Origin of the sequence: Oceanobacter sp. 4_MG-2023 (assembly GCF_030689165.1) — a bacterium.
In the GTDB taxonomy this organism is placed as follows: Bacteria; Pseudomonadota; Gammaproteobacteria; order Pseudomonadales; family Oceanobacteraceae; genus Oceanobacter.
Genome location: NZ_JAUYVV010000015.1, coordinates 29,757 through 48,684, shown reverse-complemented (window position 1 = coordinate 48,684; position 18,928 = coordinate 29,757). Strand labels below are relative to the sequence as shown.

At 48.3% G+C, this 18,928-nt stretch carries 13 protein-coding genes and 1 riboswitch; of the genes, 8 read left to right on the top strand and 5 right to left on the bottom strand.

Features of this window, described 5'->3' with window-relative positions; genetic code table 11:
* Positions 1-301 precede the first annotated feature (301 nt).
* From Q8W24_RS11580 to Q8W24_RS11560, 5 genes are all read right to left on the bottom strand, one after another.
* Positions 302-1,090, bottom strand: coding sequence for an ABC transporter ATP-binding protein (locus tag Q8W24_RS11580; protein ID WP_303434592.1), 789 nt, complete (start codon positions 1,088-1,090; stop codon positions 302-304).
* A 24-nt stretch (positions 1,091-1,114) separates the two neighbouring features.
* Positions 1,115-2,119, bottom strand: coding sequence for an ABC transporter permease (locus Q8W24_RS11575; RefSeq protein ID WP_303434591.1), 1,005 nt, complete (start codon positions 2,117-2,119; stop codon positions 1,115-1,117).
* A 121-nt stretch (positions 2,120-2,240) separates the two neighbouring features.
* Complete coding sequence (locus Q8W24_RS11570; protein ID WP_305475425.1) at positions 2,241-3,626, bottom strand: CmpA/NrtA family ABC transporter substrate-binding protein; 1,386 nt, start codon at positions 3,624-3,626, stop codon at positions 2,241-2,243.
* Positions 3,627-3,997: 371 nt separating this feature from the next.
* Complete coding sequence (locus Q8W24_RS11565) at positions 3,998-5,167, bottom strand: CmpA/NrtA family ABC transporter substrate-binding protein (protein WP_303434590.1); 1,170 nt, start codon at positions 5,165-5,167, stop codon at positions 3,998-4,000.
* 2 nt (positions 5,168-5,169) lie between these two features.
* On the bottom strand, positions 5,170-5,736 hold the full coding sequence (locus tag Q8W24_RS11560) for an ANTAR domain-containing response regulator (RefSeq protein ID WP_303434589.1): 567 nt from the start codon (positions 5,734-5,736) through the stop codon (positions 5,170-5,172).
* Positions 5,737-6,076: 340 nt separating this feature from the next.
* Here Q8W24_RS11560 and Q8W24_RS11555 point away from each other — a divergent pair, with 340 nt between their 5' ends.
* The 8 genes from Q8W24_RS11555 to atzF all read left to right on the top strand — a co-directional run bounded on the left by Q8W24_RS11555 (position 6,077) and on the right by atzF (position 18,876).
* Positions 6,077-8,398: a YgiQ family radical SAM protein gene (locus tag Q8W24_RS11555; RefSeq protein WP_305475365.1), complete on the top strand. Its 2,322-nt coding sequence runs from the start codon at positions 6,077-6,079 to the stop codon at positions 8,396-8,398.
* A gap of 536 nt (positions 8,399-8,934) precedes the next feature.
* Positions 8,935-9,045: riboswitch (guanidine-I (ykkC/yxkD leader) on the top strand.
* A 62-nt stretch (positions 9,046-9,107) separates the two neighbouring features.
* Entirely contained in the window at positions 9,108-10,160 is a 1,053-nt protein-coding gene (locus Q8W24_RS11550) for a putative urea ABC transporter substrate-binding protein (RefSeq protein ID WP_305414094.1), read from the top strand.
* 88 nt (positions 10,161-10,248) lie between these two features.
* Positions 10,249-11,067 (top strand): ABC transporter permease, encoded by an 819-nt coding sequence (locus Q8W24_RS11545; protein WP_303434586.1) that lies wholly within the window; start codon positions 10,249-10,251, stop codon positions 11,065-11,067.
* Positions 11,064-11,885 carry an ABC transporter ATP-binding protein gene (locus Q8W24_RS11540; RefSeq protein ID WP_303434585.1) on the top strand — a complete coding sequence of 274 codons (822 nt, stop codon included), beginning with the start codon at positions 11,064-11,066 and terminating at the stop codon, positions 11,883-11,885. The genes Q8W24_RS11545 and Q8W24_RS11540 overlap by 4 nt, the downstream gene beginning before the upstream one ends.
* Positions 11,886-11,901: 16 nt before the next feature.
* Positions 11,902-12,618, top strand: a complete 717-nt coding sequence (locus Q8W24_RS11535) for an urea amidolyase associated protein UAAP1 (protein WP_303434584.1) — start codon at positions 11,902-11,904, stop codon at positions 12,616-12,618.
* 3 nt (positions 12,619-12,621) lie between these two features.
* Positions 12,622-13,263, top strand: a complete 642-nt coding sequence (locus Q8W24_RS11530; protein ID WP_305475363.1) for an urea amidolyase associated protein UAAP2 — start codon at positions 12,622-12,624, stop codon at positions 13,261-13,263.
* A gap of 116 nt (positions 13,264-13,379) precedes the next feature.
* Complete coding sequence (gene uca / locus Q8W24_RS11525) at positions 13,380-17,024, top strand: urea carboxylase (RefSeq protein ID WP_305475361.1); 3,645 nt, start codon at positions 13,380-13,382, stop codon at positions 17,022-17,024.
* 19 nt (positions 17,025-17,043) lie between these two features.
* Positions 17,044-18,876 (top strand): allophanate hydrolase, encoded by a 1,833-nt coding sequence (atzF, locus tag Q8W24_RS11520; protein WP_305475360.1) that lies wholly within the window; start codon positions 17,044-17,046, stop codon positions 18,874-18,876.
* Positions 18,877-18,928: the final 52 nt, after the last annotated feature.

Sequence of the window (18,928 nt, the reverse complement as noted above, 5' to 3'; positions counted from 1 at the left end):
AGGATTAAATAGATGTCCCCTAGTGGTTGCCTGGCTCGTGAATATTATCTGAGCCATGGTTTCGTTATATACATTTTTATATAACGGCAAATTACATACCAGAGTGAAAAACCTTTAATGGCGCTGTTTTGAACGGATAAAGTCGTCAGAACAAACGTTTACTGTTGTTTTTTGTAAGACAAAAGGATGAGTTTGTAGGAATTACGACATGATTTCAGGCCACCGTTCTGACATAAAAGTATCAGAACGGTGGCTGCTGTGACGATTGGGGCAAGACGGAGGGGAGGTGTATCAGGACGGATCAGGCGACTTTTTTGTGTTTTTCATAAAGAAACCGCAGCACTTGATGGCGCAGGTGGTTATAGCGAGGGTCGTCGGCCAGTTCCAGGCGGTTACGTGGCCGCTCCAGATCGATGTCGAGAATTTCGCCAATGGTCGCCGCCGGGCCGTTGGTCATCATCACGATCCGATCCGACAGCAAAACAGCTTCATCGACATCGTGAGTAATCATGATAACGGTGTTGTTCAGCTCTTTCTGGATGTCCATCAGCGAGTCTTGCAAATGGGCACGGGTGAGGGCGTCCAGCGCCCCGAACGGCTCGTCCATCAGCAAAATGTCGGGTTCCATTGCCAGTGCCCGGGCAATACCGACCCGCTGTTTCATGCCGCCAGAAATTTCGTCCGGGCGCTTGTGCATGGCGTGAGTCATATGTACCAGCTCCAGATTGTGCTCAATCCAGGCGCGCATCTCGGCTTTGGATTTTTTGCCCTGGAAGACGGTTTTGACCGCCAGCTCAACGTTTTGATAGGCCGTTAGCCAAGGCAGCAACGAATGGTTCTGGAATACAACCGCCCGTTCCGGCCCCGGTTCGTTGACCTCACGGCCGTGGAGCATGACGCCGCCTTCGGTTGCTTGCAGCAAGCCAGCAACGATATTCAGCACCGTGGACTTGCCACAGCCCGAGTGCCCAATCAGGGAAATGTATTCGCCCTGTCTGATTTTCAGGTCAACGTCGCGCAAAGCGCGGAAGGCGCCATTAGGGGTTGGAAATTCGATGCCAACGCGGCTGATGTCGAGGATCACGCTCATAATAAATTCTCCGGTGTTAATGGCTTAACGTACGTTGGCTGATTTGTCCCAGGACACTGCTTTTTGCAGGCTGAGCATCAGACGGTCGAGGGCAAAACCGATCAGGCCAATGGTGATTACCGCTACCATGATGCGGCCAAGGGAGTCGGATGAGCCGTTCTGGAATTCATCCCAGACAAACTTGCCCAGCCCGGGGTTCTGGGCCAGCATTTCGGCAGCAATCAGTACCATCCAGGCAATCCCTAATGACAGTCGCAAGCCGGTGAAAATCATGGGAATGGCAGAGGGCAGGACGATTTTGGTGACATGCGTGATGAAGTTCAGGCGCAACACCTGACTGACGTTTTGCAAGTCCTGTGAAATGGACGCAACGCCCACGGATGTGTTGAGCAAGGTAGGCCAGAGCGAGCAAAGCATGACCGTGATCATGGAGTTCACAAACGACTTGGGCACCGCCGGGTCATCCGAGACGTATACGGCGCTGACCACCATGGTCACCAGTGGCAACCAGGCCAGTGGGGATACGGGTTTGAATATCTGGATAATCGGATTAAACGCGTCGTTCAGCGTGGCGCTCAGGCCTGTCAGGATTCCCAGTGGAATAGCGATCAGCGAGGCCAGAATAAAGCCCGTCATGACGGTTATCAGGCTGGTCAGGATCTGATCAAAATACGTGGCTTTGCCGGTGTAGTCCCGAATCTTTGGCACATAATCAGGGTCTTCGGCCACGCGGGCATCATTGCGCAGCTGTTGGCGTTCATAAAAGGCCTCTGCCTTTTCGCGCTCGGCAATGTGTTCGCTGATCAGGCCCTTGCTCTGTTCGTACACATCCGCTGGGCCGGGGAAATTACCCAACGAGGTTTCGATATTACTGGCGGCTCCGTGCCAGATCATCAGGAACACCAGGATACCGGCCAGCGGCACACCAATGGCTTTGGCGATGATCTGGAAATTCAGACCGATGTTGTCGCCTTGCAGGATTTTCACTATAGGCTCAAGCCACGGCAATTTCGACAGTGCCATATTCATGTTGTATATCTCCGGGTCGCACGGTGGTTGCTGACGTTCGGGGCATCGCCCCGCCGTGTATGCCGCATCGACCGTTGTTGTTGGTATGGGTCGATACGGGGTCTGATAAATCTATCGAATGTTAGATTTTGTCGTTGCCTTGCAGACCAATCTTGAATTTTTTCAGGTAGGCGTTGGGGGCTTTACCGTCATAGGTTACGCCGTCGATAAACTGGGTCTGTGGGGCTTTGAAACCGTCTTCGGCCGTGAAGTCCGGGAAATCCACAGCATCCAGCTTGCCTTCCTTGATCAGGGCTTTGGCTGCATCGGCATAGATGTCTGGACGGTAGACTTTTTTGGCAATATCCATGTACCAGCTATCCGGTTGGGCATCGGCAATTTGTCCCCAGCGGCGCATTTGGGTCAGGTACCAGATCGCATCGGAGTAGTAAGGGTAGGTTGCGTTATAACGAAAGAAAACATTGAAATCCGGTACGTCCCGGGTGTCGCCTTTTTCGTATTCAAAGGTGCCGGTCATGGAGTTGGCGATCACGTCGTAATCAGCCCCCACATAGTTGGATTGGGAGAGAATTTTAACGGCTTCCGGACGGTTGGCGTTGTTGTCGGCATCGAGCCAGGCAGCGGCACGAATCAGTGCCTTGACCACGGCCTTGTGGGTGATCGGGTATTTATCGGCCCATTGCTGGCTTACACCAAAGACTTTTTCCGGGTTGTTTTTCCAGATTTCATAGTCGGTAATCACCGGTACGCCAATGCCTTTGAACACGGCTTGCTGGTTCCAGGGTTCGCCCACGCAGTAACCGTAAATGGTACCGGCTTCCATGGTGGAGGGCATCTGTGGTGGTGGCGTAACCGACAGCAAGGCATCGGCATTGAGTTTGCCCGAGGTATCGCCTTTGGCGGGGGCGTAGTAGCCGGGGTGAATGCCACCGGCTGCGAGCCAGTAACGCAGCTCATAGTTATGGGTCGATACCGGGAATACCATGCCCATATTGAAGGGCTTGCCTGCTGCCTTGTACTTGTCAACGACCGGCTTCAGGGCATCGGCCTTGATTGGATGGATCGGTTTGCCATCGGCTCCCATGGGGACATAAGGCTTCATTTGTTGCCAGATGTCGTTGGAGACGGTGATGGCGTTGCCGTTCAGGTCCATGCTGAAGGCGGTGATAATATCGGCCTTGGTACCAAAACCGATGGTGGCGCCCAATGGCTGGCCTGCAAGCATGTGAGCACCGTCCAGCTGGCCGTCGATCACACGATCCAGTAGCACTTTCCAGTTCGCCTGGGCTTCCAGTGTGACGTACAGGCCTTCGTCTTCGAAGTAGCCTTTTTCATAAGCAATGGCCAGAGGCGCCATGTCCGTCAGTTTGATAAAGCCGAACGTGAGCTCTTCTTTCTCGGGGTACTGCTTTGCCAGCGCAGCGGGTGCCGCCAGCGTCGCCAGTCCGGTTGCCAGAATGGCAGCACTGGTCAGTAATGTTCGGCGTAATGGAGTAATTACTCGCATCATATTTCCTCTCTGAAGCAGGTTTTGAAGCAAAAAAAAAGCGCCACAACGTGTAAACGTTGTAGCGCCTTTGCTTGAATTCTGTGTTTTAAATGCAGTCCGCCATTGGACTTGTATAAGGACTGATATTCAAACGATGTGCCAAAACCTGAGCATCACCCGGAAAAAGAAACAAAAACCGCTGTCACGCCCATACAGCGGGCCTTGGGTGGTATTTTTGTGAATACCTCAAGGCTGGGCCAACAAGTGGTAATCCCTCATCGCCTGATCAATCGGCACAAGACTGGTGCAATAACGGGCCGGGTTAGCCCGGTTTTGGGCGTTTTCTGACGGTGGTTTCTGGTCTCTGGCCATAGTTTCTGGTGACAGGATTAACGATGATAACTAAACGCCGTTGGTGCCATGGCCACACCATCCAGCTGCCACGGATCGCGATGATCCAGCGCCAGCCGGGTACCTTCTGCCACGAGTGCAGGCCGCTGTAATGCTTGCTGGTACAGGTCGCTACGGTAGCACTCGCGGATAGTTTCTTCGCAGTCCAGGGCGGAACTGACCCAGCCCCAGCGCTGCATTTGTTGCAGGAACCAGACGCCATGCTCTTGCCAGGGATAGTTGGCCAATGAGCGGTGGAACACCAGCATATCCGGCTGCTGCTGTTGGGATTCTCCGGGGCGGTAAACAAACTCGCCCACCAGTGCTGGCAAAGCCGCCGCAACCGGAATCTGAATCGCATCGGCCAATAAGGCTCCTGCGGCTTCGCGGTGATCGTCCAGCCAGAGAGTGGCCTTGTCCAGTGCCCGGATCAGGGCCTGGGTGGTGTTGGGGTGAGTATTGGCCCACTCCTGGGTCAGTCCCAGTACCTTGTCGGGGGCGCTGTGCCACAAGTCCGGGCCAGTCAGCAAGCATTCGCCAACTTCTTGCTGGATCGCTACTGAGTTCCAGGGGGCACCGGCACAAAACCCATCGATATGAGACAGCGATAAATGATCAACCATTTGTGATGGCGGCAGTACCACCAGAATCACATCCTGATCCGGGTCCACGCCCGATGCGGCCAGCCAGTCCCGCAGCAACAGGTTGTGAATGGAGTAGGGATAAACGGTGGCAAAAATCAGCGGCGACTCACCCCGGGAACGGCGGCTCTGAACCAGCTTTTTGAGTGCTTTGCCTGAGGCGATAGCATCCCCTGCAGGAGATTGCCCGGAGGCCTGCTCTTCCAGCTGTTGGCCTAACGATCGTGAGATCGTAAAGGCGTTACCGTTCAGGCCAAAGGCAAAGGGAGCCATCATGGCTTTTTTCAGACCACCCAGACCCAAATGGGTCGCCAGTAACATCGGGGCCAGCATTTGTGCACCATCGAGATGGCCAACCAGTACCTTGTCGCGAATATTGGCCCAGGAGACTTCCTGTTGCAGCTCGACGTTGAGGCCTTCTGCGGCAAAGTAACCCTGGGCATCGGCTACCAGTAGGGGCAGGCTGTCGCTCAGTGGCATGTAGCCCAGTATCAGGCTGGATTTTTCCAGTGGATCAGAGTCTGTCATAGTCAACCGTTCAGCAGGTTCATTACCGAAATAATGTTTTTGGCGACATCCACCATACGTTGGCCGCGATCCATGGCCATTTTGCGCATGGCGTGATACGCCTCTTCTTCCGACATGTTTTTTTGCTTCATCAGCAAGGCTTTGGCTTCGTCCAGCAGACGTCGGTCGGCCAACTGGTTTTTGGTTTTTTCCAGCTCGCCACGCAAAGCCTGGAATTCCCGAAAGCGGGCGACGGCCACATCCATAATGGACTTGACGCGAGCGGGGTTGAGACCATCGACAACGTAAGCACTGACTCCGGCCCGTACGGCTTTTTCAATAGTGGCGGGGTCGTCTTCATCAGAAAACATGATCACCGGCTTGGGGTTGTGCTGATTCAGCACGGTCATATGCTCCAGCATGTCCCGATCCGGGCTTTCGATGTCGATAATAATGACGTCTGGCTGGTGTTCCATCACCTTTTTCATCAGGCCCTGGGCACTGGCGAGGCAGGCAACGACTTCACAACCGGCGTCCGACAGTGCCTGTTGCAGGATGGCAGCCCGAGGGGCCTGGTCATCAACAACCATGATTCGGGGCGGAGGGCTCCCCTGTTTTGCTCGGGATTCACGGTGGGCCATTATGTTGGGCTGTATCTCGATAAGTTAATAAGGATGTTAGCAGTTTTTGCTGGAATAACAGAAGCGCGCAGGGATTCCCTGTTGTTGTTATGGACGCAGCGGCCAATGACGCTTTTGTGATCAGATACTGGTCTTTTGCACGGCTGAGGCGGTCAGGTGTTAATTAATAGGGATATTACCGCCAATTTCCGACTATTTGACTGGGTTATTCTTCAGTCTTGGGCCGAATTTTGGGAGAATAGCCAATCTTTGGCGTCCGCCAGTCCGTGTATACAAGAGCTTGAATTTTATGTCGCAGTCCAACCAGCAGCCGGTCACGACCGAGGTGCCACACCTGTTTTCGCATTTTCCCTATTGGGCCGAGTGTTTCGGCACCGCACCGTTTTTGCCAACGACGCGAGAGGAAATGGATCAGCTGGGCTGGGACAGTTGTGACATTATTGTGGTGTGTGGTGATGCCTATGTCGATCATCCCAGTTTCGGGATGGCCGTCATCGGACGGCTGCTGGAGAGCCAGGGCTTCCGCGTCGGCCTGATTTGTCAGCCAGACTGGAACGATCCCGATGCCTTTACCTGCCTTGGCCAACCCAATTTCTACTTTGGGGTATCAGCGGGCAATATGGACTCGATGATCAACCGCTACACAGCGGATCTCAAGGTACGTTCGGAAGACGCTTACACGCCCGGCGGTGAACCGGGCAAGCGCCCGGATCGGGCCGTAATTGTCTATTCGCAGAAAATCCGTGAAGTGTACAAGGATATTCCGATTGTGATTGGCGGAATCGAAGCCAGCCTGCGCCGGATTGCCCAGTACGATTACTGGAGCGATCAGGTACGGCGGTCGGTATTGATCGATTCCGGAGCGGATATCCTGCTGTACGGCAACGCTGAACGGGCATTGGTGGATCTAACCCACAAACTGGCCGAAGGGCGCGATATCAAGGATATTATCGACCTGCGTGGTACCGCCATTTTGCGTGATGCCGCGCCACAAGGCTGGACTGAAATCGACTCAACCCGCATCGACTGGCCGGGGAAAATCGACGTTATTGCCAACCCCTATGAAATGAAAGAAGCCAACAGCGACAGCTGTGCTTCCGACCAGCAAGCGCTGGAAGCAGGGGCCGATGCCGACACCGATATCATGCCGGTCAAAATTGTCCCGATGCCATTGCAGCGCAAGGTCGAACACGACAACAGCCGCACCTATATTCGCTTGCCCTCATTCGACAAGGTACGCAACGACAGCGCCCTGTATGCCCATGCCTCACGGGTGTTACACCAGGAATCCAACCCCTATAACGCGCACCCGCTGATGCAAAAACACGGTACCCAGGAAGTGTGGGTCAACCCACCGCCCATTCCACTGGAAACCGACGAAATGGACGCCGTCTTTGCATTGCCGTATCAGCGCATTCCACATCCGGCGTATGGTGATGCCCGTATTCCGGCTTACGACATGATCCGGTTTTCGGTGAACATCATGCGTGGCTGTTTTGGCGGCTGTACCTTCTGCTCGATTACCGAGCACGAAGGCCGCATTATTCAGAGTCGGTCGCAGGAAAGCATTATTCACGAGATTGAAGAAATCCGTGACAAGGTACCAGGGTTCACAGGCACCATCTCCGACCTGGGCGGCCCAACCGCCAACATGTATATGCTCAACTGCAAAAGCGAGACGATCCTGAAAAACTGTCGTCGACTGTCGTGTGTGTATCCCGGTATTTGTAAAAACCTCAAAACCAGCCATAAACCGACCACCGAGTTGTATCGTGCTGCGCGGGCCTTGCCCGGCGTCAAACGTATCGCCATTGCCTCTGGCTTGCGTTACGACCTGGCGGTAGAAGACCCGGAATATGTACGTGAACTGGTGACCCACCACGTGGGTGGCTTGTTAAAAATTGCCCCGGAACATACGGAAAAAAACGTCCTCACCAAAATGATGAAACCGGGGATGGGCACCTACGACAACTTCAAACGCATGTTCGACAAGTTCTCGAAAGAAGCCGGTAAAGAGCAATATCTGGTGCCGTATTTTATTGCCGCCCATCCAGGCACCGAAAACTCAGACATGATGAACCTGGCGCGCTGGCTTAAAAGCCAGAAAATGCGTGTTGATCAGGTGCAGACTTTTTATCCATCACCGATGTCACTGGCCACGGCCATGTACCACTCCGAACGTAACCCGTTGCAACGGATGAGCTACAAAACCGCCAAAATGACCATTCCCCGCGACATTGAACAGCGTCGTTTGCAAAAAGCCTTCTTGCGTTACCACGACGAACGAAACTGGCCGATGCTGCGTGAAGAACTCAAACGTATGGGACGCCATGACCTGATTGGTAAAGGCCCGGATGCCTTGATCCCCGCCGAAGATGCTCCCTCCGGTAGCCGCCAGCGTCCTGGCTACCACGCCAAAGGACGTGGTGTGCAAGGCAAGGCTGCCAAAGCACCGGTTGCGCAAAAAGCCGACAGCGGCAATAACAAAGCCCGCTCTCAAGGCGCTGCAGCGAAAAAAGCCAAAGGCGTGGTCAGTGGCAAGGCCGCTGGCGCAGGAAAAGGCAGCGCAGGCAAGGCACCATTTGCCAAACGCGTGCGTAAACTGAAATAACCGATGGCGACAGAACGGTAGGGAACAGCGCCGTCCGTGGCCATACCAGTGCCGTTTGTGTTTGTCAGATTGGGTATTGGAGCGGGTATTGGAGTAGATATTGGGGCAGCCATGGAGGGCGTCCCTACGATTCGGGGTGGTATGTAGTGGTCCCATGATTCGGGACACCACGTAGGTGGTGAGATCGCCGCCATAAATGAGGTGCCGGATGACCAGAAAGATGTCGGGAGCTACTTGATGGGCTATTACAACCGACAGCGATCTCACGCATTCAATGGTGGCATTTCGCCCGTTGCAGGCTGAGGAAAAACTCAAAACACTGTCCGGGATTAGTTGACCACTACAAGTAGACCCTAAATAGAGCAATGCTTATCAGTATTGCTCTATTTTAGAGCAATACTTGTCTTTGAGTAGAGTGAAATAGATATGATTAAAATCTAACACTTTGTTTTTAAAGTGGTTTTTGATTTGGCACACTATATGCTTGAATTTTTTTGTTAGTATCTTTGGTGATATCGGACAAGACAATTTAGAATTCAATAGAAAGCTAGGGTTCCGGCTAGGCTGAAAAGTTTAGTGAAGACTGGTCCGAGAGCTTTCGACCTTGATGTTTCAGGGTTACACGGCGGGATAAAAGCCCGGGAGACCGCATGGCGTTATTGCCAAGGGTACTCCATGTGTAACTTTAAAACTGAAAAGGTGACTTCTAATGAAATACTGCTCAAAAAAAGTAACCGTTCTACTATTTTCCCTTCTTGTTTCTGCCAATACCATGGCGGCGGATTCTTTTAAAGTTTGTTGGTCTATTTATGTCGGTTGGATGCCTTGGGCATATGGCGCTCAAGAAGGTATCGTCGAAAAATGGGGCGACAAATACGGTATCGATATTGATGTCGTGCAAATCAACGACTACGTTGAATCTATCAACCAATACACCACAGGCCAGTTCGATGCTTGTACCATGACAAACATGGACGCATTGACGATTCCTGCTGCAGGTGGTGTGGACAGCACGGCGTTAATCGTAGGTGATTTCTCCAACGGCAATGACGCCATCATTCTAAAAGATAAAACCTCTCTTGCAGACATCGAAGGTCAAATAGTTAACCTTGTTGAATTAAGTGTGTCTCACTACTTATTGGCTCGTGGATTAGACACAGTTGGTTTAAAAGAAGCGGATGTGAATGTTGTTAACACATCTGATGCTGACATGGTTTCTGTTTATGGTACTGACGATATTACGGCTGTTGTGACTTGGAACCCTCTAGTAAGTGAAATCCTAGCTCAGCCTAATAGCAACAAGGTGTTTGATTCCTCTCAAATCCCAGGCGAAATTATTGACCTATTGGTGATCAATACTGACACGCTAAACGCGAATCCTAATCTAGGTAAAGCTTTAGTGGGCGCTTGGTATGAAATCATGGAGTTAATGAGTGGCAGCGATAAAGTAGCAATCGATACACGTACTTTCATGGCAGAAGCCTCTGAAACGGATCTTGCTGGTTATGATGCACAGTTAGCAAGCACAGAGATGTTCTACACACCCGAAGCGGCTTTATCTCTAACCAATAGTGAAAAACTTATCGCGACAATGCAAAACGTCGCTGAGTTCTCTTTTGAACATGGCTTGCTAGGCGATGGTGCACCCGGTGCCGGCGTGATTGGTATTGAAACCCCTGCAGGTGTTTTCGGTGACCCAAGCTATATAAAACTTCGCTTTGATCCTACTTATATGGAAATGGCCAAAAACGGTCAGTTATAAGCATTAGCTCATGATCTATTTCCAGTACGACCATTGGCGTTACGGTAATAGCGCCAATGGTAAGTGGGAAACACTGAGGAGTAATAGCATGAAAAAACTGATCAATTATAAGCCGACTCGAACCCGTGGGATTTTGCTGGGTTTGCTTCCTTTTCTTCTTTTAATCATCGTTTATATGATGGGATCGGAAGCAAGGTTGGCGGTTAATTCCAATGACAAATTGTTACCAGCGTTCAGTCAAATGGGAGATGCCATGTACAGAATGGCATTTGAGCCCAGTAAACGAACTGGGGAGCTCATTTTCTGGAAAGACACATTAAGCAGTTTGATTCGCCTGGCGTCAGGTGTTGCGATAGCGGCGGTAATCGGTTTGCTGGTAGGCCTGTTAACAGGGGCTTTACCTCTAGTCTCTGCTGGTTTTTCTCCTCTTTTAACTGTGATTTCGTTAGTACCACCTCTGGCTCTCTTACCGATTTTATTCATCGTAGTGGGATTAGGGGAAATGTCTAAAGTTGTTCTGATTGCCGTGGGGATAACGCCCTTTATCGCCCGGGATATTCAGCGAAGAACACAAGAGATTCCCAGCGAACAGCTGGTGAAAGCGCAAACGTTAGGTGCGAGTACTCTCCAAATTTTAATCCGTGTTCTATTGCCACAAGTGATGCCGAAATTGATCGATGCGGTGCGTTTGTCATTAGGATCTGGTTGGCTGTTTTTGATTGCTGCTGAAGCCATCGCGTCAACGGACGGCTTAGGTTATCGAATTTTCTTAGTACGACGTTACTTATCTATGGATGTCATTTTACCTTATGTGGCGTGGATTACTTTATTGGCATTTTTGTTTGATTACTTACTGGGACTAGTGAATAAAAAACTCTTTCCTTGGAGTCAGGAGGCGAAATCATGAGCCAAATTAATACTCAGATTAATCCGATTATTCAAGCAAAGAAAATCGGTAAAAAATACGGAAAAGATGTCATTCTCGAACGCGTTGATGTGACGGTTCAAGAAGGTGAGTTTATTACTTTAGTCGGCGCGTCTGGTTGCGGTAAAAGTACGTTTTTGAAAATGATTTTAGGTATTGAAGATCCAAGTTCAGGTGAGTTGTTGATGGATGGAAAATCGATACCTAATGAGCCAGGTCCAGATCGTGGCATCGTATTTCAGCAATATTCTGTGTTTCCTCATATGACCGTTTTGGAAAATGTGATCGCTGCTAAAGGTTTTCAAAAGTCTTCTTTAACGGGCTACTTGTTCGGTAAAGAAAAGAGCCAAGCGAAGCAAGAAGCAACAGAAATGTTAGAAAAAGTCGGTTTAGATCATGCGTTACATCGTTATCCCGATGAACTGTCTGGCGGTATGAGGCAGCGCCTTGCTATTGCCCAAGCGCTTATATGTAAACCAAGAATTCTATTACTTGATGAACCGTTTGGTGCCCTTGATCCTGGTATCCGAGCCGATATGCACGCTTTAGTGTTGGAACTATGGCGAGAGCACAATCTAACCGTTTTTATGGTGACTCATGACTTAAAAGAAGGGTTTTATCTAGGCTCAAGACTTTGGGTATTCGATAAGGTGCGCCACGATCCGCATTCTCCAAATGCTTATGGGGCTTCCATTACTTACGATTTACCGCTTGGTCATGGTTCAAAAGACCTTTATGAGGAAATTGATGACCGACTTCATCCTGTAGATCCAAGCGCCAGTTTGATGACTGGTAATTAGTTGAAAAGGAAAAGCAATGAAAAATTACAAAACTATTATTCCAGCGGCCAGTCATTGGTCTTTGAAAGTGCGTCGCGGTATGCAAATGACGCTAACAGATGTGGAAGGCGGTGCCAATGTTGGCATGGTTTTTTACAACCCTGAGAACTTGCTAGAGCGTTATAACGCGCCAGATACATTGAAAGGACAACATACTTTCAAGCTAACAAAAGGTCATTGTCTGTATTCCGATATGGGGCGTATTTTCGCTTCCATCATCGAAGATTCAGTAGGTTGGCATGAAACTGTGAGCGGAAACAGCCATGCCTCTCATGTGGAAGCGAAATGGGGTAAGCGTGATTATCAAAAAGATCATAATGAATGGCTGCAAAATGGTACGGATGCTTTATTAGTCGAGATGGCAAAATACGGATTAACTCAAGCGGACAGTACTGCGAACTTAAATTTGTTTAGCAAAGTTGTCACAGATGCTGACGGTAATATGCGTTTAGTAGAAGACAACAGCCCAGCGGGTAGTCGTATCACTTTGCGTTTTGAAATGGATACTTTGGTTATGCTGCACACTTGTGCTCATCCTTTGAGTCAAGCAACGACCTATCCGAAAAAGCCAGTTTCAATTCTATTAGAAAAAGCAGCGCCAGTTGAAGCAGACGATTTTTGCAAAATTTCTCGCCCAGAAAATGAACGAGGTTTTGCGAACAACGAACTTTATTATCTTGGCTATGAGGGTTAATCCATGATCAAAGAAAGCGTATTAAATACCAATGAAGCAAGCCAAATTTTTCATATTGAAGCGGGCGATTATTTTATTGCTACTATCAAATCAGGCAGTTATTTTCGTATCGTTGACCTGGAAGGTAACCAAGCAGCGGACACACTTTTTTACAACGCCAATAAACCGTCTGAGCGTTATAGTGCAACTGACACTATTCGTGAACAAGGGAATGTTTATTTGACCGCTGGATCAGAGCTTCGTACCAACGAAAATAACGTAATGATCACCATTGAAGCAGATACTTGTGGTCGACATGACACCTTAGGTGGTGCCTGTGCAACAGAAAGTAACACCATACGTTATGACCTAGAAAAGCGTTGTATGCACGCCTGTCGTGATAGCTGGATGTTGGCGATTGCGGAAAATCCAGAGTATGGCTTATCGAAACGCGACATCAGCCACAATATCAATTTCTTTATGAATGTGCCTGTTACGGAAGAGGGTGGTTTAACGTTTGAAGATGGCATTTCTGGTGCTGGAAAGTATGTGGAAATGAAAGCTCAGATGGACATAGTGATACTGATTTCGAACTGTCCGCAATTAAATAACCCTTGTAATGGTTACAACCCAACACCGATTAATTTATTAGTTTTGGAAGCTTAATTGAGTCTCGCTTAAGGTAGTAAAAGAGAGGCATATTGAGATTTGAATAATAACACGCACAGTGGACGGCCATTGTGATGAGAGTGCAATCGGGACGGCCCGAACAAGGTTAAAGTATGCAGAGCAAAACCAATTATGAGTTTCACAAGGTACTCATTGCTAATCGTGGCGCGATCGCGACCCGTATTCTGCGAACGCTGAAAAAAATGCAGATTGGCTCCGTAGCCGTTTATGCGGAATCAGATGCTAAGAGTTTACATGTTAAACAGGCCGATGAAGCCTTTTCATTGGGTGAAGGCAGTGCCAGCGAAACGTATCTGGATATGGAGAAAATCCTTTCCATTGCGAAACAATCTGGCGTGAACGCTATACATCCCGGTTACGGATTTCTAAGTGAAAATGCGACCTTTGTTCGTCGTTGTGAAGAAGAAGGTATTGCTTTTATTGGCCCTACTGCAGAGCAAATGGTGGAATTTGGTCTGAAACATCGTGCTCGTGGGTTAGCGGAACAAGCGAATGTGCCTTTATTGTCAGGCTCAGACTTATTAAAAGATTTAACTTCCGCTTGCGAGACAGCTAATAATATTGGTTATCCCGTTATGCTGAAAAGTACCGCTGGTGGTGGCGGTATCGGTATGCAGCTTTGCCACAATGAAAAGGAGCTTCAAGACGGCTTCGATTCAGTGAAGCGTTTGGGCGCGAATAACTTTGCCGATGACGGTGTGTTTTTAGAAAAATTCATCGCTCGTGCGCGTCATATAGAAGTTCAAATTTTTGCCGATGGTAAAGGTAAAGCATTAGCTTTAGGGGAGCGAGATTGTTCCAGTCAGCGCCGCAACCAAAAAGTCGTGGAAGAATGTCCTGCCCCACATTTAACTCAACAAGTTCGTGCACAGCTTCATGCCACAGCAGAATCTTTGCTGTCTTCCGTTAAGTACCGTAATGCAGGGACGGTCGAGTTTATTTATGACATGGACAGTGAAGACTTCTACTTTTTGGAAGTAAATACTCGCTTACAAGTTGAACACGGTGTGACAGAAGAAGTCTACGGTGTTGACCTTGTAGAGTGGATGATTCGTTTAGCCGCTGGGGAAGATTTGGCCTTAGACGATAAACGTCATAATCTGGTGGCCAAAGGCCATGCAGTACAAGTTCGAGTTTATGCAGAAGACCCTTATAAAAACTTTCAGCCGTCGTCTGGCTTACTTAGTCAGGTGTCCTTTCCTGAGAACCAAGACAATGAAGTACGTATCGACTCTTGGATAGAAACAGGCCTACAAGTATCGCCTTATTTTGATCCAATGCTCGCCAAGGTTATTGTTCACAAAGAAGATAGAGACAGTGCTTTTCTAGCGCTAAAAAACACATTAGATGAGAGTATTATTTATGGTACGGAAACCAATTTAGATTACCTACGTAATCTTGTTGTTGATCCTGTTCTTTTAAAGGGAGAGGTCAGTACCCGTTATCTTAATGAGTTTAAATATCAACCAAAACGTATTGATGTGCAAAGTGGCGGCACGCAAACCACTCTACAGGACTTTCCAGGTCGTGAGCATCACTGGAATGTCGGCGTACCACCTTCTGGTCCGTTTGATAATTATCATTTCCGCTTAGCCAATCGTTTATTAGGCAACCCAATAGACAGGGCTGCGATGGAAATTACTCTCCAAGGGCCAACGTTATGTTTCAGTTATGACACAAAAATTGCGCTTTCAGGGGCAAAAATTGACGCTAAGTTAGATGGTCTGCCGATTCCTCTTAATCAAGTCATCGAGCTATCAGCGGGTCAAACATTGACGTTAGGTAGAATCAAAGACGGTGGTGCAAGAAGCTACCTTGCGGTGGCAGGTGGCTTTGATTGTCCAGATTATTTGGGCTCAAAGTCCACCTTTACGCTAGGACAATTTGGCGGCCACAACGGGCGTGCGATTCAAACGGGTGACGTACTTCATGTACTGGAACCCGTGACAGAAGAACCAAACACCGTTGTACCGTCTGGTTTGCTGCGGGAACTTACTAATGAATATGAACTGCGTGTTATCTATGGTCCTCATGGTTCACCGGATTTCTTTACCGATGAAGACATTAAAACCTTTTTTGAAACAGAGTGGGAAATTCACTATAACTCCAGCCGAACGGGAGTACGCTTAATCGGGCCTAAACCTGAATGGGCTCGTAAAGACGGTGGTGAAGCTGGCTTGCATCCTTCGAATATTCACGATAACGCTTATGCTTTTGGCAGCGTGGATTTTACCGGAGATATGCCGGTGATTCTTGGACCTGATGGTCCTTCTTTAGGTGGCTTTGTTTGTCCTGCAACCGTCATTACGGCTGATTTATGGAAGCTTGGGCAGTTGCGTGCGGGAGATAAAATTCGTTTTGTCTCTGTCAGTATTGAAGATGCTGTCGCGTTAGAAGCGGAACAAAATAAAGGTTTATCTGAATTAACAAGCATTCAAAACAGGACGATGCCTTGCTCTGTTTTGAGTCCTATTCTGAAAACCTTACCTGCTGATCGTTTTGGCGACGAGATTGTTTATCGTGCTGCTGGCGATCATTTCTTGTTAGTGGAATACGGCGAACAAATTTTAGATATTCGTTTACGTTTTCGCGCTCATGCTTTAATGCAATGGCTAGAAAAAAATCCGTTAAAAGGCATGCGAGAACTCACTCCAGGTATTCGCTCTTTGCAGATTCACTATGATAGCCAAGTATTAAGTTACACCGCATTACTTGAGCATCTTGAGCAAGCTGAAATGGCACTCAGCGAAAAACTCACGGAATTATCTGTGCCTTCTCGTATCGTGTATTTACCGCTTTCTTGGGACGATAAAGCCTGCCAAGAAGCCATTGATAAATACAGCCAATCCGTACGATCGAATGCCCCTTGGTGCCCAAGCAACTTGGAATTTATCCGCCGTATTAATGGCTTGGACAGCATAAATGATGTGAAAGACATTCTTTTCAGTGCGAGTTACTTGGTAATGGGGCTTGGGGATGTTTATCTCGGCGCACCAGTCGCAACGCCAGTGGATCCTCGTCATCGTTTGGTGACAACCAAATACAACCCAGCGAGAACATGGACCGCAGAAAATTCCGTTGGCATTGGCGGTTCTTATTTGTGTGTGTATGGCATGGAAGGACCTGGAGGTTATCAATTCGTGGGACGAACGCTGCAAATGTGGAACCGCTACCGCCAAACGACAGAATTCAGCAAGCCTTGGCTATTACGTTTCTTCGATCAAATTCGTTTCTACGAGGTGAGTCATGAAGAGCTACAACAAATTCGTGACGATTTCCCTCATGGTGGCTTTTCTAATAACAAAAGCCCAATTCGTATTGAGGAAAGTGAATTTTCTCTGGCTGACTATCAAGCTTTTATAGAGGAACAAAGCGACAGCATCGATACTTTTAAGCAGCAACGCAATGAGGCCTTCGAAACGGAGTTGGCGAATTGGCACGCCAATGGCCAATTCCATTTTGATAGTGAAGAAGCGGATGTAGTAGCAAGTGAAGTGACATGGAATGAAGGCGCGATTGTTATCGATAGCCCTGTCTCTGGCAGCTTATGGCAGACAGAGGTGACAGTAGGACAAGAAGTACAAGCAGGCGAACTATTGGTTATTTTAGAGTCGATGAAAATGGAAATTCCTTTATACGCTACAGAAGCCGGTGTCGTGACGGATTTGTTATTAACCGACGGTAGTCGAGTCAGCGCAGGGCAAGCCATTGTCGTGTTAGAAGCTGCAAATAAGTAGAGAATGGGAACTGAGAATTATGAGTATGACGATGAATAACGAAATAGAACATAGCCTTGATATGGGCATTGATGCACTGCGCGCTCAATATGCAGAAGGAAAAGTCACACCAGAGAAAATTATGGAAGATATTCGACAGCGTGCAGAGCAGTATAAAGACCACAATATTTGGATTCATCAGCTATCGCAAGCAGAGCAATCTGTTTGGTTAGAAGGTCTAAAAGAAAAACCTTTGGATACTCATCCATTGTGGGGGATTCCCTTTGTTATTAAAGACAATATTGACCTTGCAGGTATTCCGACGACGGCAGGATGTAAAGAGTTTGCTTATACACCGGACGTTTCTGCTCAAGTCGTACAACAGCTTATTGATGCTGGTGCTATACCTGTTGGTAAAGCGAACTTAGACCAATTTGCAACAGGGCTAAATGGTACACGTTCACCTTATGGCGCGTGCCATAACGCGTTTAATTACGATTATGTGAGCGGTGGTTCTAGTTCAGGTTCTGCGGTATCGGTTGCATTGGGGTTAGCTTCATTCAGTTTAGGAACCGACACGGCAGGTTCTGGTCGTATTCCAGCTTGTTTTAATAATCTTGTCGGTGTGAAGCCAAGTATCGGTTTGTTATCGGCAACCGGTTTAGTACCAGCATGCCGTAGTTTGGACTGCATCACCATTTTCTCTTACAACACAGACGATGCGAATCTTGTTTTATCAGTAGCAGAAGGTTTTGATAAAAGAGATGGTTACAGCCGTGCTAATCCATTTTTGAACCAAGCAAGGCAATATGGATTGCGAACAGGGCCATTAATGGTCGGTGTGATCCCAGAACATCAGCTGAAATTCTTTGGTGACAAAGGTTATCAAAAAGCTTATGAAGCCACTTTGGCAAAACTCAAGGACGAAGGTTTTTCATTCCAAGAAATTGATTTTGCCCCATTCGATGAAATCGCCAAACTGTTGTATGAAGGCCCGTGGGTATCGGAGCGTTATATTGCCGCTCAACCTTTGATTGACGACAAGCCAGAGGCGATATTTCCTGTGGTTCGAGAAATTATTGCACCCGGTGGAAAACCACCTGCTACGTCTTTGTTTAAAGCACAGTATCGTATTAATGATTTAAAACAAAATTGTTTAGCACAAATAGCGCAGGTCGATTGTTTGCTAACGCCAACCGCAGGTCGTCATTTCACGGTCGCAGAAATGTTGGCAGAGCCGATTAAGCATAATAGCGAGCTGGGTTATTACACTAACTTCATGAACCTATTAGACCTCGCTTCTATCGCTGTGCCGACGATGATGATGGAAAGTGATATGCCTTTTGGTATTACTTTAGTCGGTTCGACTTTTAGTGATAGAGAGTTGATGTCGATTGCTAACCGTATTCAGCAAGCTTTACCTTTGAAAAAAGGGGCTCTAGACAGCATCGCCACACCGAAAAATACGACACCAGTGACAAGCACTAAAACCATTGATGTGATGGTTTGTGGTGCTCATTTAACAGGGCAGCCATTGAATTGGCAACTTGTTGAGCGTGGAGCCATGTTGAAAGCCAAAACAAAAACTGCAGCCAGTTATCGCATGTACGCCTTAGCCGGTGGCCCGCCGTTAAGGCCCGGGCTTGTTTTAGACAAAGAAAAAGGCTCAGCGATTGAAGTGGAAGTTTGGTCTATACCTACTGAAAACTTCGGTAGCTTTGTGGCATGCATTCCAGCGCCACTAGGTATAGGTAAAGTGATTCTTGCGAATGGCAGTCAAGTGAGCGGGTTTATATGTGAACCTTCTGGAATAGAAGGTGCGGAAGAAATCACCAATTTTAAAGGTTGGAAAGCTTACTTAAGTTCAATATGAATGCTTAAGAAAGCATACCTGTAGTGGTTCAATAATTTCGGGCACCAACGTA

Coding starts and splice junctions, on each gene's coding strand:
- Q8W24_RS11580 (WP_303434592.1), bottom strand. CDS start 1,090: ATGAGCGTGATCCTCGACATCAGCCGCGTTGGCATCGAATTTCCAACC.
- Q8W24_RS11575 (WP_303434591.1), bottom strand. CDS start 2,119: ATGAATATGGCACTGTCGAAATTGCCGTGGCTTGAGCCTATAGTGAAA.
- Q8W24_RS11570 (WP_305475425.1), bottom strand. CDS start 3,626: ATGCGAGTAATTACTCCATTACGCCGAACATTACTGACCAGTGCTGCC.
- Q8W24_RS11565 (WP_303434590.1), bottom strand. CDS start 5,167: ATGACAGACTCTGATCCACTGGAAAAATCCAGCCTGATACTGGGCTAC.
- Q8W24_RS11560 (WP_303434589.1), bottom strand. CDS start 5,736: ATGGTTGTTGATGACCAGGCCCCTCGGGCTGCCATCCTGCAACAGGCA.
- Q8W24_RS11555 (WP_305475365.1), top strand. CDS start 6,077: ATGTCGCAGTCCAACCAGCAGCCGGTCACGACCGAGGTGCCACACCTG.
- Q8W24_RS11550 (WP_305414094.1), top strand. CDS start 9,108: ATGAAATACTGCTCAAAAAAAGTAACCGTTCTACTATTTTCCCTTCTT.
- Q8W24_RS11545 (WP_303434586.1), top strand. CDS start 10,249: ATGAAAAAACTGATCAATTATAAGCCGACTCGAACCCGTGGGATTTTG.
- Q8W24_RS11540 (WP_303434585.1), top strand. CDS start 11,064: ATGAGCCAAATTAATACTCAGATTAATCCGATTATTCAAGCAAAGAAA.
- Q8W24_RS11535 (WP_303434584.1), top strand. CDS start 11,902: ATGAAAAATTACAAAACTATTATTCCAGCGGCCAGTCATTGGTCTTTG.
- Q8W24_RS11530 (WP_305475363.1), top strand. CDS start 12,622: ATGATCAAAGAAAGCGTATTAAATACCAATGAAGCAAGCCAAATTTTT.
- uca (WP_305475361.1), top strand. CDS start 13,380: ATGCAGAGCAAAACCAATTATGAGTTTCACAAGGTACTCATTGCTAAT.
- atzF (WP_305475360.1), top strand. CDS start 17,044: ATGAGTATGACGATGAATAACGAAATAGAACATAGCCTTGATATGGGC.